15 protein-coding genes are annotated in these 18,365 nt (G+C 67.1%); 8 read left to right on the top strand and 7 right to left on the bottom strand.

The window, feature by feature from the left end:
* The first annotated feature begins 7 nt into the window (after positions 1-7).
* Entirely contained in the window at positions 8-847 is an 840-nt protein-coding gene (locus tag ACOQFL_RS15245) for an alpha/beta fold hydrolase (RefSeq protein ID WP_435544826.1), read from the top strand.
* Positions 848-1,119: 272 nt separating this feature from the next.
* Positions 1,120-2,310, top strand: a complete 1,191-nt coding sequence (locus ACOQFL_RS15240; protein WP_435544825.1) for an FAD-dependent oxidoreductase — start codon at positions 1,120-1,122, stop codon at positions 2,308-2,310.
* A 235-nt stretch (positions 2,311-2,545) separates the two neighbouring features.
* Here ACOQFL_RS15240 and ACOQFL_RS15235 read toward each other — a convergent pair whose 3' ends face one another.
* Both ACOQFL_RS15235 and ACOQFL_RS15230 read right to left on the bottom strand, forming a co-directional pair.
* The gene (locus ACOQFL_RS15235) at positions 2,546-2,929 is read right to left on the bottom strand and encodes a VOC family protein (RefSeq protein WP_435544824.1); all 384 of its coding nucleotides are present in this window, start codon (positions 2,927-2,929) and stop codon (positions 2,546-2,548) included.
* Positions 2,930-3,000: 71 nt separating this feature from the next.
* Positions 3,001-4,203: a cytochrome P450 gene (locus ACOQFL_RS15230; protein WP_435544823.1), complete on the bottom strand. Its 1,203-nt coding sequence runs from the start codon at positions 4,201-4,203 to the stop codon at positions 3,001-3,003.
* A gap of 153 nt (positions 4,204-4,356) precedes the next feature.
* On the opposite strand from ACOQFL_RS15230, the gene ACOQFL_RS15225 reads away from it, so the two are divergent.
* Complete coding sequence (locus tag ACOQFL_RS15225) at positions 4,357-5,574, top strand: cytochrome P450 (protein ID WP_435544822.1); 1,218 nt, start codon at positions 4,357-4,359, stop codon at positions 5,572-5,574.
* A 329-nt stretch (positions 5,575-5,903) separates the two neighbouring features.
* Here the strand turns inward: ACOQFL_RS15225 and ACOQFL_RS15220 are convergent, their stop codons facing one another.
* On the bottom strand, positions 5,904-7,544 hold the full coding sequence (locus tag ACOQFL_RS15220) for a (2,3-dihydroxybenzoyl)adenylate synthase (RefSeq protein WP_435544821.1): 1,641 nt from the start codon (positions 7,542-7,544) through the stop codon (positions 5,904-5,906).
* A 220-nt stretch (positions 7,545-7,764) separates the two neighbouring features.
* On the opposite strand from ACOQFL_RS15220, the gene ACOQFL_RS15215 reads away from it, so the two are divergent.
* From ACOQFL_RS15215 to ACOQFL_RS15205, 3 genes are read left to right on the top strand one after another with little or no spacing between them, the layout of a single operon-like run.
* Entirely contained in the window at positions 7,765-9,432 is a 1,668-nt protein-coding gene (locus ACOQFL_RS15215; RefSeq protein ID WP_435544820.1) for an AMP-binding protein, read from the top strand.
* 25 nt (positions 9,433-9,457) lie between these two features.
* Positions 9,458-9,736, top strand: a complete 279-nt coding sequence (locus ACOQFL_RS15210; RefSeq protein ID WP_435544819.1) for an acyl carrier protein — start codon at positions 9,458-9,460, stop codon at positions 9,734-9,736.
* 35 nt (positions 9,737-9,771) lie between these two features.
* Positions 9,772-10,650 (top strand): alpha/beta fold hydrolase, encoded by an 879-nt coding sequence (locus tag ACOQFL_RS15205; RefSeq protein WP_435544818.1) that lies wholly within the window; start codon positions 9,772-9,774, stop codon positions 10,648-10,650.
* A gap of 31 nt (positions 10,651-10,681) precedes the next feature.
* Here the strand turns inward: ACOQFL_RS15205 and ACOQFL_RS15200 are convergent, their stop codons facing one another.
* Positions 10,682-11,797 (bottom strand): class I SAM-dependent methyltransferase, encoded by a 1,116-nt coding sequence (locus tag ACOQFL_RS15200; RefSeq protein WP_435544817.1) that lies wholly within the window; start codon positions 11,795-11,797, stop codon positions 10,682-10,684.
* Between the two features lie 408 nt (positions 11,798-12,205).
* Here ACOQFL_RS15200 and ACOQFL_RS15195 point away from each other — a divergent pair, with 408 nt between their 5' ends.
* Positions 12,206-13,804: an MFS transporter gene (locus tag ACOQFL_RS15195; protein ID WP_435544816.1), complete on the top strand. Its 1,599-nt coding sequence runs from the start codon at positions 12,206-12,208 to the stop codon at positions 13,802-13,804.
* 349 nt (positions 13,805-14,153) lie between these two features.
* On the opposite strand, the gene ACOQFL_RS15190 is transcribed toward ACOQFL_RS15195, so the two are convergent.
* Together ACOQFL_RS15190 and ACOQFL_RS15185 are read right to left on the bottom strand one after the other, a co-directional pair.
* Positions 14,154-14,702, bottom strand: coding sequence for a helix-turn-helix domain-containing protein (locus tag ACOQFL_RS15190; RefSeq protein WP_435544815.1), 549 nt, complete (start codon positions 14,700-14,702; stop codon positions 14,154-14,156).
* A 1,003-nt stretch (positions 14,703-15,705) separates the two neighbouring features.
* Positions 15,706-17,085, bottom strand: coding sequence for an FAD-binding oxidoreductase (locus tag ACOQFL_RS15185; RefSeq protein WP_435544814.1), 1,380 nt, complete (start codon positions 17,083-17,085; stop codon positions 15,706-15,708).
* A gap of 170 nt (positions 17,086-17,255) precedes the next feature.
* On the opposite strand from ACOQFL_RS15185, the gene ACOQFL_RS15180 reads away from it, so the two are divergent.
* Positions 17,256-17,606, top strand: coding sequence for a VOC family protein (locus ACOQFL_RS15180; RefSeq protein WP_435544813.1), 351 nt, complete (start codon positions 17,256-17,258; stop codon positions 17,604-17,606).
* A gap of 6 nt (positions 17,607-17,612) precedes the next feature.
* On the opposite strand, the gene ACOQFL_RS15175 is transcribed toward ACOQFL_RS15180, so the two are convergent.
* A complete protein-coding gene (locus ACOQFL_RS15175; RefSeq protein ID WP_435544812.1) occupies positions 17,613-18,365 on the bottom strand; it encodes a thioesterase II family protein in 753 nt (250 codons plus the stop codon).

The following is an 18,365-nucleotide window of genomic DNA, read 5'->3' as shown; positions in this document are numbered from 1 at the left end:
GTTAGTTATGTTCGAGACATCGGACCGTACTACGTGGAACCCGCCCGAGACGTTCGAGTTCCGTGGTCAGCAGGTCCGTTACGGAGTCGTGGGAGAGGGCGATCCCGTGGTCCTGCTGCACGGCACGCCGTTCTCCTCGGTGGTGTGGCGACGGATCGCGCCGCAACTCGCCCGCCACCATCGGGTGCACTACTTCGACCTGCTCGGCTACGGCCGTTCCGAGAAGAAGGCCGGACAGGACGTCTCACTGGGGGTGCAGAACAGGGTATTCACCGCGCTGCTCGACCACTGGGGGCTCGATTCCCCACACGTGGTCGGGCACGACTTCGGCGGAACCACCGCGCTGCGCACTCACCTGCTCGATGGCCGTGACTACCGCTCGATGACGTTGATCGACCCGGTGGCGCTCAGTCCGCACGGTTCGGAACTGGTGCGAACGGCCCGGCGCCACGAGGACGCTTTCGATGAACTGCCCGCCTACATTCACGAGGCGATCCTGCGCGCCTACATCGGCGGAGCGTTGTGCCGTTCGCTTTCCGAGCGGGAGATGCGGTACTACCTCGACCCCTGGTTGGGAGAGGAGGGACAGTCCGCGTTCTACCGCCAGATCGCCCAGATGCACGACGGCTACACCGACGAGATCCAGGACCGCTACGACGAGATCCGCTGTCCGGTCACCCTGCTGTGGGGCGAGCGGGACGCGTGGATTCCCCTCGAACGAGGTCGGGCATTGGCCGAACGCATGCCGCACACCGAGTTCGGAGTCGTCCCCGAGGCGGGACACCTGGTTCCCGACGACGCTCCGGAAGCGGTCGTGGCCGCGGTGCTCGACTCCTCGCGTGGCTAGCGGAAGCGGTCGAGGTTTCGCCTCCGGCTCGGCGGGGCGGCGAGTCCGAAGGCTCTATCCGTCTCGGACGGCGCGGGCGCCGGGGGTCCGGCCACGACACCACGTGTGGCCCCGAGGGGCACCCCTTCGACACATCGAGGCTCCCCTCGGCGTGCCGAGTTTCGCCGGAGGCGACAGATTCGCGAAATCAATCCGCTCGGGGGCGTCGCGATTTCCTACCGTGATGACGTCCTTCCACCTGTGCTGAGGCGATTCGCGGAGAGGGGTCCGACATGAGTGGACCGAGGACCGACCGGAACGTGGCTGTCGTCGGAGGAGGGGTAGCCGGGCCGACGCTCGCGGTGGGTCTCGCCCGATCGGGCTATCACGTGACCATCTACGAGGCGCACACGCGCCGGGTGCAGGACGTGGGCTCGTTCTTCAATCTGGCTCCTCTCGGACGCACCGTCCTCGAGGAGTTGGGAATCCAGCACGTTCTCGACAGCGGCACCGTCTGCACGGGCATCAGTTTCCGCAATCACAAGGGACGCTGGCTCGCCAACAATCCGGAAACCACTACCAACATCATGCGCGGCGAACTCTCCGCCGCGCTCCGTGAAGCGGCCATCGACGAGGGAGTGGAGCTAAAGCGCGAGAAGCGGCTGAGCTCCTTGGTCGAACAGCCCGACGGCAGCTGGGAGCTGTCCTTCGCCGACGGCTCGACCGCCGAGGCGGATGTCGTCATCGGCTCCGACGGGGTGCACTCGGACGTCCGCCGCCACGCGCTGCCGCAGGCACCGGTGCCGAGCTACGCGGGTGTCATCGGCTCCGGGGGGCTCTCGGAGGTCTCCGAACGCTTCGAGGTCGACGGTACGTTCCACATGACCTTCGGGCTGCGGGGTTTCTTCGGTTACCAGGTGATCAGCCCCGGCCGGATTCTCTGGTTCGAGAACCACTACGAGTCGGAGGAGCGAACCTTCAGTGAACTCGCGGACCTCACCGACGACGAGTGGATGGAATCCCTCGTCGAGCGGCACCGGACGGATGCGCGGGAGCTCCGCGAGATCATCCGGTCCGCCGCGGGGACGGTGTGGCGGTGGCCGGTTTACGAGGTGCCACAGCTCGAGCAATGGCACCGGGGTACGGCCATGGTGATCGGGGATGCCGCGCACGCCATCCAGCCGCATCTCGGTATCGGGGCGACGCTCGCGTTGGAGGACGCCTACGAACTGACCGCCGCACTGCGTCGCCAGCCGGAGGTCACCACCGCCTTCGCGGAGTTCCAGGCCGACCGTCGTGCACGGGTGGCGGAGATGTGCAAGCAGGCCCAGCGCATGGGGTCGATCATGACCCCCCGGCACTGGTGGGAGCGGATGATGCGCGACCTCACCCTGCCGATGGCGATCAAAAAGGGAATCAAGCGCAGTGAGCAGGGCTTCGGGTACCGGCTGAACCCCTGGCCACCGACCAGTCAGGCGGCGTGACCGAGGCGCGACCCGACTCGCCGATGCTTTGTCGGTCGTGTGACCGATCAGTGTGGGGCTTTCCTGCGCCGGGAGTGCCGGAAAGCCCCACCACCGGCGGCACGAGCGCCCGCACTGTCCCGTTCGGACGGGCCGACCCCGGGCAGGTCGCTACACTGGGGCGGGCACTCGCCGCGAGAGCCGGCGGCGGGGTCCGTCGAGCGCACGGTTCGAGAAAACGACCGGAAAACCTCGATCACCGAAGCTCGCCGGTGATGATCCACAGATGTCCGAACGGGTCGCGGATGCGGCCCGAGCGCTTGCCGTAAGCGCGGTTCTCAATCGGCACTATGGTCTCCGCCCCGTGAGCGGTCATCTGTTCGCCCAGGGCGTCCGGTTCCTCGGCATCGATCTCCAGGAGTACCGGGGAACCGCCCACGTCCTCCGGGGCGAGCCAGCCCCACTCCGAGACGGCGGGCGAAACCCGCAGGGACGAATCGCCGATCTGGTGGTCGATCACGGAGGGACGGCCGTCGTCGAGCTGCGGAGCACGGAACACTTCCTTGGCACCGAGGGCTTCCCGGTAGAAGTTCGCTGCTTGGTCGGGGGAGTGCACGATGATGCGGGGAAACATGTACATGGCCGATATCCTAGCCGTAGACACGCGCTCCAGCGCACCATCTGCCACGGTCCTGTCACGGTCAGTGCACGCTACGCTCCGCGGGACAACGTGACGGGGATGCTCCGATAGGAGCGGAAGGAAACGCTGGGGCGCCTGATGATCCGGCCGTTCAGCCGCGGCGTTTCCGCGGCGTGTGCCAGCCAGTCGACGACCGCGCGACCCTCGACCTGCGCCAGCGCGGCCCCGAGACAATGGTGCGGTCCGCCACCGAAGCTGACGTGCGGATTGGGATCACGGGTGATGTCGAGTTCGTCGGGCCGATCGAAGCGTGCCGGATCGTGATTCGCCGCGCCGAGCAGGAGGACGAGTATCCGTCCCGCGCGCACGGTGCGTCCGTCGATCTCGACCGGTTCCCTGACGTAGCGGGCGGTGGCCTGGATCGGGGCGTCGTAGCGGAGCATCTCCGCGACGGCGCTCTCCGCCAGCTCGGGGCGTTCGCGCAGCAGCCGGAGCTGTTCGGGATTCGTGAGCAGCGCTGACCAGGTGGTCGAGATCAGGTTGGTCGTGGTCTCGAAACCGGCGAAGAACAGGAACACGATGTTGTCGATCAGCGTGGCACGGTCCACTTCGGGGGTTTCGCGTTCTACGGCGAGCAGGTTGCTGATCAGGTCGTCGGCTGGTCTGCCCGCACGTTCCTCCACCAGGGTCGTGATGTACTCCCGCAGCCAGGTGACCGCCTCGTGCGCTCCTCGCCGTTCCTCGGGCCGCACGTACAGCGCGAACGCCTTGGCCAGTTCGACGGCGTGCGGGCGCACGGCTTCGCGATCGACGTCGGGGATGCCGATCAGCTCGCAGACCACCGTCACCGGCAGAGGGAAGGCGAGGTCGCCGACCACGTCCAAGTGGCCCCGCGCGAGGGCCGAGCTCATCAGTTCGTCCACCTGCCCCGCCACGTAGCCGTAGAGCCGCCGCATCAGCGGGGGGCTGAACGAGTGGTGCATGATCCGGCGCCAGAACGTGTGCGTCGGCGGGTCCTGATCCAGGACGATGCGCTGCAGGAAGTCGTTGGCCGGGCCGGTGCCGTTGGAGAACTCGTGGTACTCCGCCGGGTACTGGTGCCCCAACCGCCGGTCCTTGAGCAGCCGGGACACGTCCGCGTGGTGCGAGGCCACCCACTGCCCGGCGGCGCCGCGTGCCAGCCGTCCGGATTCCCGGACCTCGGCGTACACCGTGTAGGGAGAGTCGAGTACGCGCGGATCGTTCGAGTCGAACTTCGCCGGGATCTGTCGCATCCCTGTCTGCCACCCTCGCTGTCGCACGTTTCGGTCGACTTCCGAGCCTCGCAGAGCGACGGCGGCGCGGCGCCGAACCTGTCGTCGAACCTTCGCGCTCGGCGCGGGGATCGCGCCGTCCCCATTAGTCTGACCTCGTTTTGGAGGTGCTTCATGCTGTCGGACATGCCGCGGTACGTGCTCGACGACGCCAGAAATGTGCCGGATCCGTATCCGAGCTACCGGCAGCTCAGGGAGTACGGGCCGGTGTGTCGGGGAGGTCCGGGCCAGTGGGTCTTCCCGCGGCACGCCGAGGTCAGTGCGCTGCTGCGCGATCCCCGTCTGGGGCGCGAGTACCCCGAGCAGTACCAGGCGATGTCCGTCGGGGAAGGACCGGCCAACGACTACCTCCGGCGTATCGTGATCAACCGCGACCACGGGGGCCACGTCAGGTTGCGGCGGCTGCTGACCAAGGCACTCAACCCCGCCACGGTGCGCGCGCTGAGCGAGCCGGTCCGCGCGCTCGTGGATCGGATACTCGACGGGCTGGTGGAGCGCGACACGTGGGACCTGGTGTCCGATCTGGCCGTCCCGGTACCGATATCGGTGATGAGCGAGCTGCTCGACATCCCGGTGGCCGACCGCGACATGATCGCACGGTGGTCCACTTCGCTGGCGCAGACCTTCGCGGTGTTCATTCCCGAGGACAAGCGGCAGGAGGCGCACGACGCCGTGGTCCGGCTCCGCGAGTACTTCGCCGATCTCCTTCGCGAGCGGCGTCGCAAACCGGGCGACGACCTGCTGTCGCGGATGATCGCCGCGGATCGCGGAGGCACCGAGCCACTCACCGACGAGGAGATCGTCGACAACGCGCTGTTCGTTTACTACGCGGGTTTCGAGACCACCACCAATGTGATCGCCACCGGTGGGAACGTCCTCATCAACCAGCCCGGGGCCCAGCGCGAGCTGCGCGCGAACCCCCACCTCGTCGGTACCGCGCTGGAGGAGTTCATGCGTTACGACGCGCCGATCCACGCCACGTCGAGGCTGGTTCTGGAACCGATCGAGATCTCCGGGCACACCCTCCGTCCGAGGCGGGTCGTGGTGTTGCTGCTGGCCTCGGCGAATCACGACGATTCGGTCTTCGCCGACCCTGGCCGGATCGATCTGACCCGCTCACCCAATCCGCACCTGAGCTTCGGGGGCGGGGTTCACCACTGTCTCGGCGCGGCGTTGGCCCGGGTCGAAGGTGGTGTCCTGTTCGAGCGGCTGGTGGCCCGTTTCGCACACCTCGAACCGGCCGGGGCCGCGGCCTGGAATCCCAGCAGCGGCGGTTTCCGGTATCCCTACTGGGCCTACGAGAGCGTTCCCGTCGCTGCCAGTGCCGCCTGATCGCCCCTCCGGTGCTCGCCCGGATCCGGGAGTGTCCGGGTGAGCGTCCCTCGTCGAAGAGTTCGTGTGTGTGACCGGGGCGCACCGACACTCCCGGCGGGACTCATCGGAGCTTTCCGACCGGGTCGTCGGGTCGCTCGCTCGACGGAACCTCTCGCACGGCTCGTGAGCGGAGCCCGGAGACATCGGGTAGGTACTGCGCCACGTCTCCGGCGTTCTCGCGAGAGCCGCACGGCAGAACCGCGGGTGGTCGCGTTGGCGACCCGGCTTTCGGCGTTTCGGAGCCGAAAGGACCGATCCCCCTCGACAACACGACAGGAAAGCGTCGGTCAGCCGTTCGGGGCCGGCTTGACCGCGTCCTCGCGGAGACTCGTCTTGTCGATCTTGCCGACCGGAGTGCGCGGTAGAGCGGGTAGCAGCCGCAGATCGTCGGGCAGCTTGAAGACGGCGAGTCCCCTGGCGGTCAGGTAGCGCTTGAGGTCGGAGAGGCCGAGCTCGTCCGCACCGGAGAGCACGACGTAGGCCACGGAGGCCTCCCCCAGCTCGGTGTCGGGACGGCCGACCAGGGCCGCCTCGCTGATCCTCTCGTGACTGCGCAGGTGGAGCTCCACCTCCTCGGCCGACACCTTCTCGCCGCCCCGGTTGATGGTGTCCTTGACGCGCCCGGCGATGACCAGGTTGCCCTCGGGGGTCGTCCGGGCGAGATCACCCGTTCGGAAGAATCCGTCGGTGGTGAACGCGGTACGGTTCGCCTCGGGTGCGTTCCAGTACCCGCGGATCGTGTAAGGCCCCCGCGTGATGAGTTCGCCGATCTCTCCGGGGGGCACGTCACGCGATTCCTCGTCCACTACGCGTACCTCGTCGTACACCGACATCGGCCTGCCCTCCGTGCCGTGGACGATTTCCTCGGGGTCGTCGAGTCGGGTGTAGGTCAGCAGACCCTCGCCGATACCGAACCAGTTGCTGATCCGACACCCCAGCGCGCCCTGGGTGTGCCGAGCCGCCTCCTCGTCGAACTTCGAGCTGCCGACCTGCAACAGCACGTCGCTCATGTCGACTTTTCGAGTCGTACTCGCGGACGACCACAGCGCGGCCACGGCGGGTACCACGGTCGTGTGGGTTACCCCTTCCCGCTCGATCAGCTCGAAGACCTCGTCGGGAGCGGCGCTCGCCGCGAACACCGCCGTCCCTCCCACGAGCAGCGCGCCCCACACCCCGGGGCAGCCCAGGGCCGCGTTGTGGGCGGCCGGATTGACGGCGAGATACACCGATTCCCGACCGAACCGGAGGGCCTCGGCGCAGCCACGTATGTTGAGGGCGTAGTCGTCGTGCGTCCGCGGAATCAGCTTGGGCCTGCCGGTGCTTCCGCCGGAGAGCAGCAGCAGCGCCACGCCGGACGGGTCCACCCGTGGAAGCGGGTCGCTCGCCGAAACCGCTCCGGTGCTCCGGACCGTTTCGAGCGAGGTGAATTCCTGGGCGTCGCCGCGGACCACGCAGCGCAGCTCGGGTGATGTCTCCCGAAGATGCCGGGCGATCTTTCGGTAGTCGAAACCGTGGAAGCGGTCGGTCGTCACGTAGCCGACCGCCTCGGAGACCTCCGCGAGGTGCTCGATCTCGGTACGGCGATGACCAGGCAGTGCCAGCACGGGAATGATGCCCGCCCGCAGCATGCCGACGGTCACGGTGAGGAACTCGACCACATTGGGCAGTTGCACCACGACGCGATCGCCGGGACCGATGCCCGCGGCCAGCAGACCGCGGGCCGTTTCGTCGGCCTCGACACGCAGCTGACCGTGACTGATCCTCCGCTGGCGGTCGACCCCGGCCGTCGCGTCCGGCACTTCGTCCGCCATGGCGGTGAGGGCGGTTCCGAGGGGAACGCCCTGCCACAACCCCGCGCGCCGATAACGTTCGGCATCCGCCGCGGGCCAAGCGGTGAACTTGTCGGTCATCGGGAAGTTCTCGGTCATCGGCATCCTCACAAGACGGCGCGGTTGCGGTCGCGTGTGCTCTTCGCGGTGCGCGTGATTGGCACCCGCGGCCAGTTTCGAGCAGTCGGCGCACGCGATCCGGTGCCGCGACAGAGCTTTGAAAGAGACGGCCGGTGTCGTGAACGTGTCTCCTACTGTTCCGAACTGGTCGGCCGTGGACACGCGGGCGGCCGTCCACCCGTCGAGCAGGGGGAGATCCATGACCGGCAGCGCGGCTCATCCACTGGCGTGGCTGGAGCGGCCACGCACGGACACCAGCGTGGAGTTCTTCGACGCCGATTCGGCCGGTCGAACGTCGTACACCGACATCGCCGCGCGTGCTCTGGGGACAGCGGGCGGTCTGGTGGAGTGCGGCGTGGCGGCCGGTTCCGTGGTGCCCCTGCTGTGTCGAACGGGCCCGGATCTGATCGCGGGCTTCTACGGTGTGCAGGCCGCCGGATGCGCGGTGTCCGTGCTAGCTCCGCCCACCCGGATGTCCGGCGACGAGAACCGCGAGCGGATCCGGCGGGTGCTCGACGTTCTGGAAGCCGACGTGCTCGTGGTCGACGCGCATCACGAGCACTACGCGCGGCAGGTGGTGACCGAACCCGGGTTCGCCACGGGGCGACACGTGCGGCTGCTTGTGCTGGAAGAGCTGGCAATGGCCGATCCGGTGCGGCGTGACGCCGCTGAGCTCGCGATCGTGCAGTTCACCTCGGGCAGCTCCGGTCGGCCGCGCGCCGTGCGGATCTCCCACGACGCCTTGGCGGCCAACGTCGCGGCGATCCGGGCCTGGGAAGGCGCCACCGAACGGGACGCCTGGTGCTCCTGGTTGCCGATGCACCACGACATGGGGCTGATCGGCTGCATGGTCGTTCCGGTGTCGGGCGGAACCAACGCTCTCTCCGTGTGCGCCCCCGAGAGCTTCCTCCGACACCCGCTGGCTTACCTGCGCCATTTCGACCGAGGCGGTGCCACCATCACGGCCACCCCCACCTTCGGGCTGCGTCGCGTCGTCGAACGGGTGAGCCCCGAAGAGCTCGCCGGGTTGGACTTCTCCGGCTGGCGAGCAGTGATCGTCGGCGCGGAGCGGATCGACCCCAACCTCGCGCGGTCGTTCACCGAGCTGCTGGCTGAGCACGGCCTCGACGCACGTGCCCTCACCCCCGCCTACGGCCTCGCGGAGAGCACACTCGCCGTCACCGGGGTGCCGTTGCACCGGAGTCCGGCCGACGTGCGGGTACGCCGCGGTGAGCTGGCGGTCGGTGCGCCAGTGCGCACCGACATCTCGGACCTGGACGACGACGGGATCGTCGACGTGATCAGCTGCGGCGTACCGCTCTCCGGAACGGACGTTCTGCTGGTCGACGCGAACGGCGATCCGGTTCCCGAGGGGCACCTCGGCGAACTCGTGGTCACGGGTGACTCGCTCGCCGACGGTTATCTGGAGGACGCGCCGGACGGCGTGCGGGCCGCCGACACCGCCTTCCGGGACGGCCGTCTGCACACCCGCGACGTGGCCTTCGAACGGGACGGCGAGGTGTACGTCCTCGGCAGGCTGGGCGACGGCATCAAGGTCAACGCGCGGTTCCTCCTCGCGGAGGACGTCGAGATGGCCCTCGGCCGTGCCGGGTTGGACCTCAACCGCGTCTGCGTGGTGCTCGGGGAGATCGCCTCAAGGGCTCACGCGTACGCCGTCCTCGAAGAGCTCGACGCCGAGTACGCGGCGATCGCGGATCGAGTGCTGGGCTCGACGTGTCCCGGCGCCACGCGACACGTCGAGTGCGTTCCCCGCGGAACCATCCCCCGCACCACCAGCGGCAAGTACCGGCGTCGGGAGCTGTGGCTCACGCTGAGCCATTCCAGCCGGGTGGATCGACCCACCTGAGAAGGTCGAGAACTGGAGAAGGCGGATGTATTACACGGCGGAGGAAGTTCGCGAGACCGTGCTCGGGATCATCGAGCAGCTCGCACCGGAGCCGACACGGTTCGATCCGGCGAAGAATCTGCAGCTGGTCGACGACCTCGGCTTCCACTCCCTGGCCCTGCTGGAGCTGGCCTTCGCGGTCGAGGACGACTTCGACCTGCCACCGATCGACGAGGAGACCGGACGGAGCATTCAGACCACCGAGCAGGTCCTGGAATACGTCATCGGTCAGCTCACGGCGCAGGAACAGCTCGTCTCTTCCTGAGCACAGCCCAGCCCGCCCAGAGGAAGGGGAACCGCATGAAGGCAACACTGTCGACCGACGTCACGTTGAGCTACGACATCTTCGGCCCGGAGGACGGCCCGGTCGTCGTGCTCGTTCCGGGACAGCACCAGGCGTCCCTGTTCGAGGACGTGCAGGTGCCGTACCTGACCAAGATGGGGTACCGGGTCGTGACCTTCGACCTGCGTGGCGTCGCGCCCTCGGAGGAAACCCCGCCGCCTTACACCGTCGAGCTGCTCGCCGAGGATCTGGCCGCGCTCAACGAACTGCTGGGGCTCGGCGAGTGCACCTACATCGGATACTCAGTAGGGGCGATGATCCTGCTGGAGTTCGCGATGAAGCGCCCCGAGCTGGTCGAGCGCGCGGCACTGATCGGCGTGCCGTGGAAAGCCAGCAAGCTCCAGGAAGCCATCCAGGCCGAGGCGGTGACGCGGTTGCAGTCGGACCAGAAGGTCCCGGCGCTGCTCGAAGGCGTCTATCGCGCGATGTACTTGTTCGGTCCACGAGCGCTGAACCGCGACGCGTTCATCGCACCGTTCCTGGAGGGCTTGCAGGGCTGGGCGGAGTCCGGCGGCCACGGTGCGATCGGTCACGCGGAGGCCGCCCGACTGTTCCGTCCCTCCGAGCAGGAGGTCGCCGAGGTCAGCGTGCCGTTGCTCGTCGTCGGTATGGAGCACGACATCGTCGCGCCGCGGCAGTACGCGCGGGAACTGGCCGAGCTGATCCCGACCGCCGAGTACACCGAGATCCGGAACAGCGGCCACGCGTCCCTGCTGGAGAAACCAACCGAGGTCAACAACCTGGTCGGCGAGTACCTGCGAACCGGCAAGGTCGGAAAACCACTCAGCGGCGCCCGGGCACGCGACCGGGCGGCCGACGACGGCCACGCGGACTGAGGCGGGCCGTCGTCGGGTCGCGGGCACCGTCTCAGACGGCCCGTAGCCGGTAGAGCCGGTGGAAGAGGTGACCGACGTCGATCACCTCGGTGTCCAATCCGGCTTCGCGCGCGTAGGCGCGCACGGTAGCGGGCCGCATGACGGTGCCGGTTGCTGCCGTGGGAGTCTCACTCATGCCGATCGGCAGGCAGTGCAGCACGCTGACGGCGTAGTGGAAACGTTCGCTGTCGGCGGGCTCGGTGCTGAACCGCTCCCCCACGGAGGGCTCCATCAGCAGGACGGCGCCACCCGGTGCCAGCATCCGTCGACAGGCACGGAGCACCTCGACCGGTCGAGGCATGTCGTGCAGTGCGTCGAAAACGCACACGAGCAGGTGCTTCCCCTCGTCGTCGCCCTCGGCCGCGTCCCGGTCGCTGAATACCACCCGGTCGCCGAGATCGGTCTCCGCCAAGTGGCCGCGGGCCATCGCGATGCGATCGGGGTCCAGATCGATGCCGTGCACTTCGGCCAGCGGGAACAGCCGCGCCAGCCTGATCGTGGAGAGGCCCGAACCGCAGGCGACATCCGCGATGGCGGCACCGGGCAGGTGCAGCCGTGCTTCGATGTCGGGAAGGTGCCGAGCGATCCAGTCGCCCAGGTGGTGGTTGAAGACCCCGAGGTTGAGATTCTCCTGGCCGGTTCGCATGGCTTCGCCGTAGGCGCTCTGCGGCAGCCCGGTCCGGTTCTTGTAGGCCGCCACGAGTCGTGGGAGCACCGCGGCTATACCGCCGATCGGCATCACCGCCAGCGGAGCTATCCAATGTGGACTGTCTGGATCGAGAAGCGCCTCGGCGTGTTCCGGTGGTAGCTCGAAGCGTCGTCGGTCCGGATCCGACTCGGGATCCTCGATGCGCAGGATGCCCGCACCGGCCTGCTGTTCCAACCATTCCACGGTCATGCGTTCGTCGAGCTCGGCGCGGCGCGCGACCTCGGCGGGTGTCGCGGGACCGAGATCGGCCAGCGCCCGGTAGGCGCCGATCTCCAGACCGAGGTAGCAGGTCATGAGTTCAGCGGTTGCCAGGCCTGCGCCGAAGAACCGCACGGACAGGCCCCGGGCCGTCGCGGGGGACTCTCCCGCGCCGCCATCGGGCCGGGGACGCGGTGCCACCGCCCCACGCCCGGTCGTTGTTCGTGTACGTCGAGGCGGGGGGTGGGCTGACACGGCTGCCTCCTTGGTTCGGACCGGCTCCGGAGGGCTCGGTGAACGAACGGCTCGTTCGACGTGCTGCCGCTCCGGTCCCGTGAGCACGGCTGCGGCGGCAGGCTAACCGGGATGTGCCGGGCAAGCGCCCAACCCTGTCATCGCTCTTTCACCGACGCCCTCCACCAGGTCGCGAACGACTACGTTCGAACCGACCACTGCCCGTGCCCGAGCACTGCCCACGCCCGAGTTGAGGAGAACCCATGTGGCGATCGTCGACACGGCCGGAACCGCTGTCGTTCTTCCCGCCTGATGCTCGGGCGAACCATCTCGCGGACCTCTAGAGAAAAGAGGGTTTCTCCTGTGTCTGCCGACTTGACTGATTCGAGTGACGAGCACTCGGTCGCCAACGAGCGCGGTCAGCGTCGTCTCGGCATGGCACTCGTGCTCATCAGCACGGTGCAGCTGATGGTCGTGCTCGACGCGACGATCGTGACCATCGCGTTGCCGCGATTGCGCACTGATCTCGGATTCGCTCCGGAGAACGTGTCCTGGGTGCTCACCTCCTACTCGGTGGCCTTTGGTGGACTGCTGCTGCTCGGTGGCAGGCTGGGCGACCTGATCGGGCGACGACGTGTCTTCATCCTCGGCTCGGCGTTGTTCGCGTTCGCGTCGTTGCTGGGCGGAGTCGCCTCCAATCCCGGCTGGATGATCCTCTCGCGAGGACTTCAGGGCGTCGGCGCGGCGATGGCCGCACCCGCGGCACTCGCTCTCATCTCCACCACGTTCCCGGCGGGACCGCAACGCAACCGCGCGATGGGCGTCTACGCGGCCATGTCCGGCCTGGGATCGACGGTCGGTCTGCTGCTGGGCGGCGTGCTGACCGAGTTGTCCTGGCGGTTGACGTTCCTCATCAACGTGCCGCTCGGGATCGCGGTGGCACTGCTCGCTCCCAAGTTCCTCGCCGAGTCGAATCCGAAACGAGGTGCGTTCGACCTCGTGGGCGCGCTGACCGCGACGGTCGGTCTGGTATCGCTGGTCTACGGCTTTACCCACGCGAGCGGCGGTACGGCAGGGGGCGGCAGTCGGTGGTCGGAACCCGAGACGATGATCGCACTCGGTGCCGGTGTGCTGTTCCTGCTCGTGTTCATCCTGGTCGAGCGGCGTTCGGTCGGACCGCTGTTGCCGCTGCACATCCTGCGTGAACGCACCCGGGCAACCAGCTACTTCGCGATGCTGATCGTGGCCGCGGCGATGTACTCGTTCTTCCTGTACCTCAGCCAGTACGCCCAGGACGTCATGGACTACTCCGCCCTGCAGACGGGCATCGCGTTCCTGCCGTTCGCGGTATTCATGATGGTGGCGTCACAGCTGGCCTCGTCCCTGGTCTCGCGTTTCGATCCGAGGTGGGTCGCGGGCAGCGGTGCGCTCCTGGGCGCGGTCGGGATGTACTGGTATTCGATGCTCCAGGCCGACTCGACCTACTGGGCCAACCTCTTTCCCCCGATGATCGTCGCGGCTACCGGCTTCGCGCTGATGTTCATCTCGCTCACCCTGACCGCGGTGCACGGTGTCGACGCGAACGAGCAGGGGGTCACCTCGGCCGTCCTCAACTCCATGCAGCAGGTGGGGGGTGCCCTCGGTATCGCGGTGCTTTCCACGATCGGGGTGCGCGCGCTGCTCGACAAGCAGGCGGAGCTGCTCGGTGGAGCTCCGCCGGTGTCCTCGGAAGGATCCGATCCCCAGGCGGACCGGTTCTACGAGATCGCGTTCACCGCCGGCGCCACCCAGGCCTTCCTCGTCGTCAGCGGGATGCTGCTCGCCACCGCGCTCGTGGTCGTGTTCGGACTGCGTATCAAGCGTGCGGAACTGTCCACCGACGGTGGGAGCGCTGCGGAGCACCACCAGGGGGACGGACGACCCAGCGACGGCGGGGCTGCCGGACAGGGTTCCGCCGCGGAACGGCGGGAGTAGTACCCCGAAGACCGGTTGTCCGGCCGGTTGCCGAGGCCGTGATCCGGACAACCATCCGAATATTCGGTGAGTTCGGCACGGTGCGCGGGCAGCGCACCGTGCCGAACTTTTCGCTCCTGTCGGGGAAACCGGCTTCCGGCACGGTGTCGGAAGGAGGTTCGACAATCCGCGGGAGCGGCACCCGCGCGGGAGAACGGCTTCGACCGATGCGGTCCCTCGGTTTCCCGAGAGCCCGGACCAGGAAAAGGCCCGACGCAGGGCGGAGATCGCTGCCCTGCGTCGGGCGCCGGAACGAGAGTACGAGAGAGTTCCCCGGTGAGTGCTGGAAAACCGGGGCCGCGGAGCCCTACTAGGAACTCACCCGCACGCGGTGAACCGGGTTCTCGGGCGCGCTCCTGGCCTCCGAAGCCGCCCACCCCAGGATGTAGCCGCGCCCCCAAACGGTTCGCAGCTCGAGACTGAGCCTGGCGATTCGTTTGCGCAGCCGCAGAATGTGCAGGTCCAACGCGTTGTTGGAGAATCCGACCCGGATGTCGGCCAGCGCTTCCTGCAACTCACCGCGACGAACCACGCGACGGAAGTCGGCGAGGAAACAGTGCATCATCGCCACCTGGGCGTTCGACATCGGCACCGACTCACCGGCGTAGTAGAGCACCCCGGCCGGATCCAGCACAGGAACTGTATCGGCCGTGCGCTGTCGCAGCACCGAAACCCGCGCCTCGATGTCACAACGCGGAATCGGCTGCCGGACCCAGTCCTCCGTGGGAGCGACGTCGGTCGGTGGGTTGACGCCCCCCTCCACTATCAGCAGAGCGGGAACTCCGGCCTCACGCAATCGGGTGCGCTCCTGGCTCTGCGCGGGCCAGCGTAGGAACACGACTTCCGGACGAGTGCTCATCGCCGAATCAGCGGCGTATTCCCGCGATTTCTTGAGGGGTCGAGAAACACTTGACGAGGAATGCTGTAGGCAGTGGCACGGGGTGTCTCGGTGTTCGACATGTCGCTCCCACATCTACGTCGCCCCCATGTGTGTGTCACACGTGATCGATATTCGCCGAGTGAAAGTATGGAAAGCTCGTCCGATGGTTCTCTTGGCAGTCGGGCGAAAAAACGTGCGCCGCCGGGGGTTGCTCGGTTCGCGGAAATCAAATATCCGGACAGCTCGGAACCAGCAGGCTTCCGTGGTGCTCACCCCAGTTCTGCGTCACACTACGGTTTTCCCCCGGAATCCGGCCGGTCCGCTTGGTTTTACCGGTTTTTCGGTTGGTACCCGACCGGGAAAATCTCGTGCTGTGAATTTTTCACCGCGTCTTCCCTTGTGTGCTTCCCCCGATGGTGGGAGCGCGGAGAAATATGTTGTACCGAATTTGCTCGGACTTGTTTCCTGATTTGTTGTTTCGTTCGGATTATCGCTCAACAGTATTGTCTGTTTTGCTGCGATTGTCAACTGCGGGGTTCGGATTTCGTCTTTTCGGAGTAGAGATGTCGAGGCGCTCGCTGCTCCGGTCGGAATACTGCTCGTAAAAGATCTTGGTGCATCCGGAGCTTTCGTTCGTGCCGGGGCATCACCTAACCGGTCACGGCTTTCGAGGATGATCATCTCGACCTCGGGGTCGCACGCGGGATTTCCTCGCACCAGGCCCGGTCCGGTGGTTTCCGGTTCTCGGATCGTCCGCTTCGGAGAGGGGAGCTCGGGAGCGGCGCACGCCCAGGAGCCCCGCCCGTCCGGTGAGCCGGTGGCCGAGTCCGATGCCCGGTCGCGTCGCGGGGCCCCTCGAGCAGTGGCCGCGACTAAACCACGTGCCCAGCCCTCCCGCGACGACACGGACTCGGCGGCCCGGAACACCTCGATCGACGCCGGTCGAGCAACCGAATCGACGCGGCGTTCCGGAAGTACTTCCTCAGACCTTCGGCTTGATGTTGACGTTCGTGTGGAAGAAATTGTCGGGGTCGTAAACCGACTTCAGCTCCGCGAGCCGGTTGTAGTTGCCGCCGTAGGCTTCGCCGACACGCTCGGGGGCGTCGACGCCGAGATGATTGGCGTAGACACCTTCGATCGTGTGGGGCAGCAGATCGGTGTAGATCCGCTCCGTCCACTCGATGGCTTCCTCGTCCTGGGACGGGTCGGTCCACGAGGGCAGGATGCTCGTCAGGTATCCGTCCCGGTGGGGGAACGGCGTCGCGTCCGGCGCCGTTCGCAGCATCGCTCCGCCCATCTGGGCGCCGCCGACCAGGCTGCGTTGCGAGGGCGTGTTGAGGAAACCGTCAGCCAGGATCTGCATTGCCTCCCCGTTCAACGACGGCAGGAGGAACGAGCGTGGGTAGTAGCGGTGTCCCGCGATCGTGTTGTCGTCCAGCAGTTGTTGCACTGCCACGTAGGGCATGGTGCCGCAGTGGTCGAGCACCAGGTTCGTGCCCAGGCCGCGCATCTGGTCCACCAGACTCTCGGTGTTCTCGTCCGGCGCCGCGTGGCAGAAGCCCAAGCCGACGGCCGGTTCGCCGTTGGGAGCGATCAGGAAGGCGAACGAGGTGGTCAGCGCATCGGGGGCGGACTGGTTGAACTCGTCGATGCGGCGGGTCACCTCCACCGTCTGGTCGATCGGGAAACCCAGGATTCCGGCCACGCACTGCCCCTGCGGGTGGAGCTCGAACTCGAAGCTGGTCGCGACGCCGAAGTTGCCGCCGCCACCGCGGATCGCCCAGAACAGGTCGGCGTCGTCCTGTGGGCTGGCCCGGACCATTTCGCCGTTGGCGAGCACGACATCGGCCGAGATCATGTTGTCGACCAGCAGCCCCCGGTAACGGGCCAGCCAGCCCAGACCACCTCCGAGCGTCACACCTCCGATACCGATGTAGGACTCCTGCGACCCGGTGACGGCCAGACCGAAGCTCTGCGTCTCCGCGTCGACGTCGCCCTGCAGCAGTCCCGGCTGGACCACCATGCGACGCCGCCACGGATCGACCCGGATGCCGCGCAGATTCGAGGTGTCCAGCACCAGTCCCCCCTCGACCGTGCCCGTGCCCGCGAAGCAGTGCCCACCGCCCTTGACGGCCAACTCGACCTCGTTCTCGCGAGCGAACTTCACGACCTTGGTGACGTCCGAGGCTCCGTCCACCCGCGCGATGGCACCGGGACTCTTCTGGAAGAATCCGTTCCAGATCTGCTTGCGCGCGTCGTAGTCGGGATCGGTGGGTGTTATCAACTCGCCGCGGATCGAGTCGCGCAGCTCCTCGAACGCGGTGTTCTTGACGGCAGTTCCGGCTGCGTTGACGAGTACCACGTCAATCCTCCTCAGGCGGATGTGAACAATGCCGGGAGCGCAGCGGATCGGTTGCGTTCCCGCGTCTGTCGGCGTGAATGTAGCCCGGTGCGGCCGGGTGGGGTGCGTCGATGAAAGAGTGCCAACAGGCCTGCGCACCCGCCCGAATTCATTCCGGATAGCCTGTTGCCATGGCTGTACGTCGTGTGATGTCCGTATTGACGGTGAGCGATCTCGACAGCGCCGTCGACGCCTATGCGCGGACTACCGGTATGGAAGTCGTGATGAACCATGGCTGGATCGCCATCCTGGCCTCGCCGGAGCATCCCGCTGCCCAAATAGGTCTGATAACAAAGGATCGAACAGGTCCGTCCAATATGGATGCATCAATCGAGGTCGAGAACGTCGATGCCGCTTACACGGCAGCGGAACAGGCCGGAATGGAGATCATCTACGAACTTCACGACGAGGATTGGGGAGTTCGCCGGTTCTTTTTCCGGGATCGCGACGGCAATGTGATCAACGTGCTCGCCCACCTCTGAGCGCTCTCACGTCCGCCGGTTCCCGGTCCGTTCGGTGAGCCAGTCGACGACGGCGCGCTCGCTTTCCTCACGCAGATAGAAATGGCCGCCCGTGAAACTTTCCACCGCGAACGGGCCGACCGTCGCCGTCCGCCACGCTTCGGCGTCCTCGCGACCGACCTCGGGGTCGCGATCGCTGAAGCACGCGGTCAGCGGGATGTCCAGGTCGGCGTCGAGCCGGGCACGGTAGGTCTCGATCAAGCGGTAGTCGGACCTGATCATGGGCAAGGCCATGGCCTTCACCTCGGGCATGGCCAGCAGACCGGCATCCGTGCCCCCCATCTCGCGGACGTCCGCCCACAGCCGCTCGTCGTCCAGATACTTGTCGTCGCACCGTTGACGCGGCGGACCGGGGCGGGCGGAGACGATCAGGTGCTCCGGCACTGGACGGTCCCGCGCCGTGAGCAGACGGGTCACCTCGTGGGCCACCGAAGCTCCCATGCTGTGCCCGAAGAACCACATCGGCTTGTCCGTGAGCGGATCGAGCGCTTCGGTCAGATCGGCCACGAGCTCGTCCATGTCGACGCGGAGTTCCTCGTTGATCCGGTCCTCCCGCCCGGGGTACTGCACGATCACGGGTTCCACGTGCTCCGGCAGGGCTCCGGCCACCGAGCGGTAGAAGCTGGCCGAACCACCGGCGTGCGGAAAGAACAACAGCCTCAGGGTGGCGTTCGGACGCGGGAAGAACGTCCGCAGCCACGCGTTGCGGATCATCGTCAT

Source organism: Actinopolyspora sabaoui (assembly GCF_051225635.1).
Taxonomy (GTDB): Bacteria; Actinomycetota; Actinomycetes; order Mycobacteriales; family Pseudonocardiaceae; genus Actinopolyspora.
The sequence above is the reverse complement of the archived record's forward strand: the minus strand, read 5'-3'. Positions and strand labels throughout refer to the sequence as shown.

Excerpts from the sequence above, each read along its gene's own strand:
- ACOQFL_RS15245 (WP_435544826.1), top strand. The coding sequence starts at position 8 with ATGTTCGAGACATCGGACCGTACTACGTGGAACCCGCCCGAGACGTTC.
- ACOQFL_RS15240 (WP_435544825.1), top strand. The coding sequence starts at position 1,120 with ATGAGTGGACCGAGGACCGACCGGAACGTGGCTGTCGTCGGAGGAGGG.
- ACOQFL_RS15235 (WP_435544824.1), bottom strand. The coding sequence starts at position 2,929 with ATGTACATGTTTCCCCGCATCATCGTGCACTCCCCCGACCAAGCAGCG.
- ACOQFL_RS15230 (WP_435544823.1), bottom strand. The coding sequence starts at position 4,203 with ATGCGACAGATCCCGGCGAAGTTCGACTCGAACGATCCGCGCGTACTC.
- ACOQFL_RS15225 (WP_435544822.1), top strand. The coding sequence starts at position 4,357 with ATGCTGTCGGACATGCCGCGGTACGTGCTCGACGACGCCAGAAATGTG.
- ACOQFL_RS15220 (WP_435544821.1), bottom strand. The coding sequence starts at position 7,544 with ATGACCGAGAACTTCCCGATGACCGACAAGTTCACCGCTTGGCCCGCG.
- ACOQFL_RS15215 (WP_435544820.1), top strand. The coding sequence starts at position 7,765 with ATGACCGGCAGCGCGGCTCATCCACTGGCGTGGCTGGAGCGGCCACGC.
- ACOQFL_RS15210 (WP_435544819.1), top strand. The coding sequence starts at position 9,458 with ATGTATTACACGGCGGAGGAAGTTCGCGAGACCGTGCTCGGGATCATC.
- ACOQFL_RS15205 (WP_435544818.1), top strand. The coding sequence starts at position 9,772 with ATGAAGGCAACACTGTCGACCGACGTCACGTTGAGCTACGACATCTTC.
- ACOQFL_RS15190 (WP_435544815.1), bottom strand. The coding sequence starts at position 14,702 with ATGAGCACTCGTCCGGAAGTCGTGTTCCTACGCTGGCCCGCGCAGAGC.
- ACOQFL_RS15180 (WP_435544813.1), top strand. The coding sequence starts at position 17,256 with ATGGCTGTACGTCGTGTGATGTCCGTATTGACGGTGAGCGATCTCGAC.
- ACOQFL_RS15175 (WP_435544812.1), bottom strand. The coding sequence starts at position 18,365 with ATGACGATGATCCGCAACGCGTGGCTGCGGACGTTCTTCCCGCGTCCG.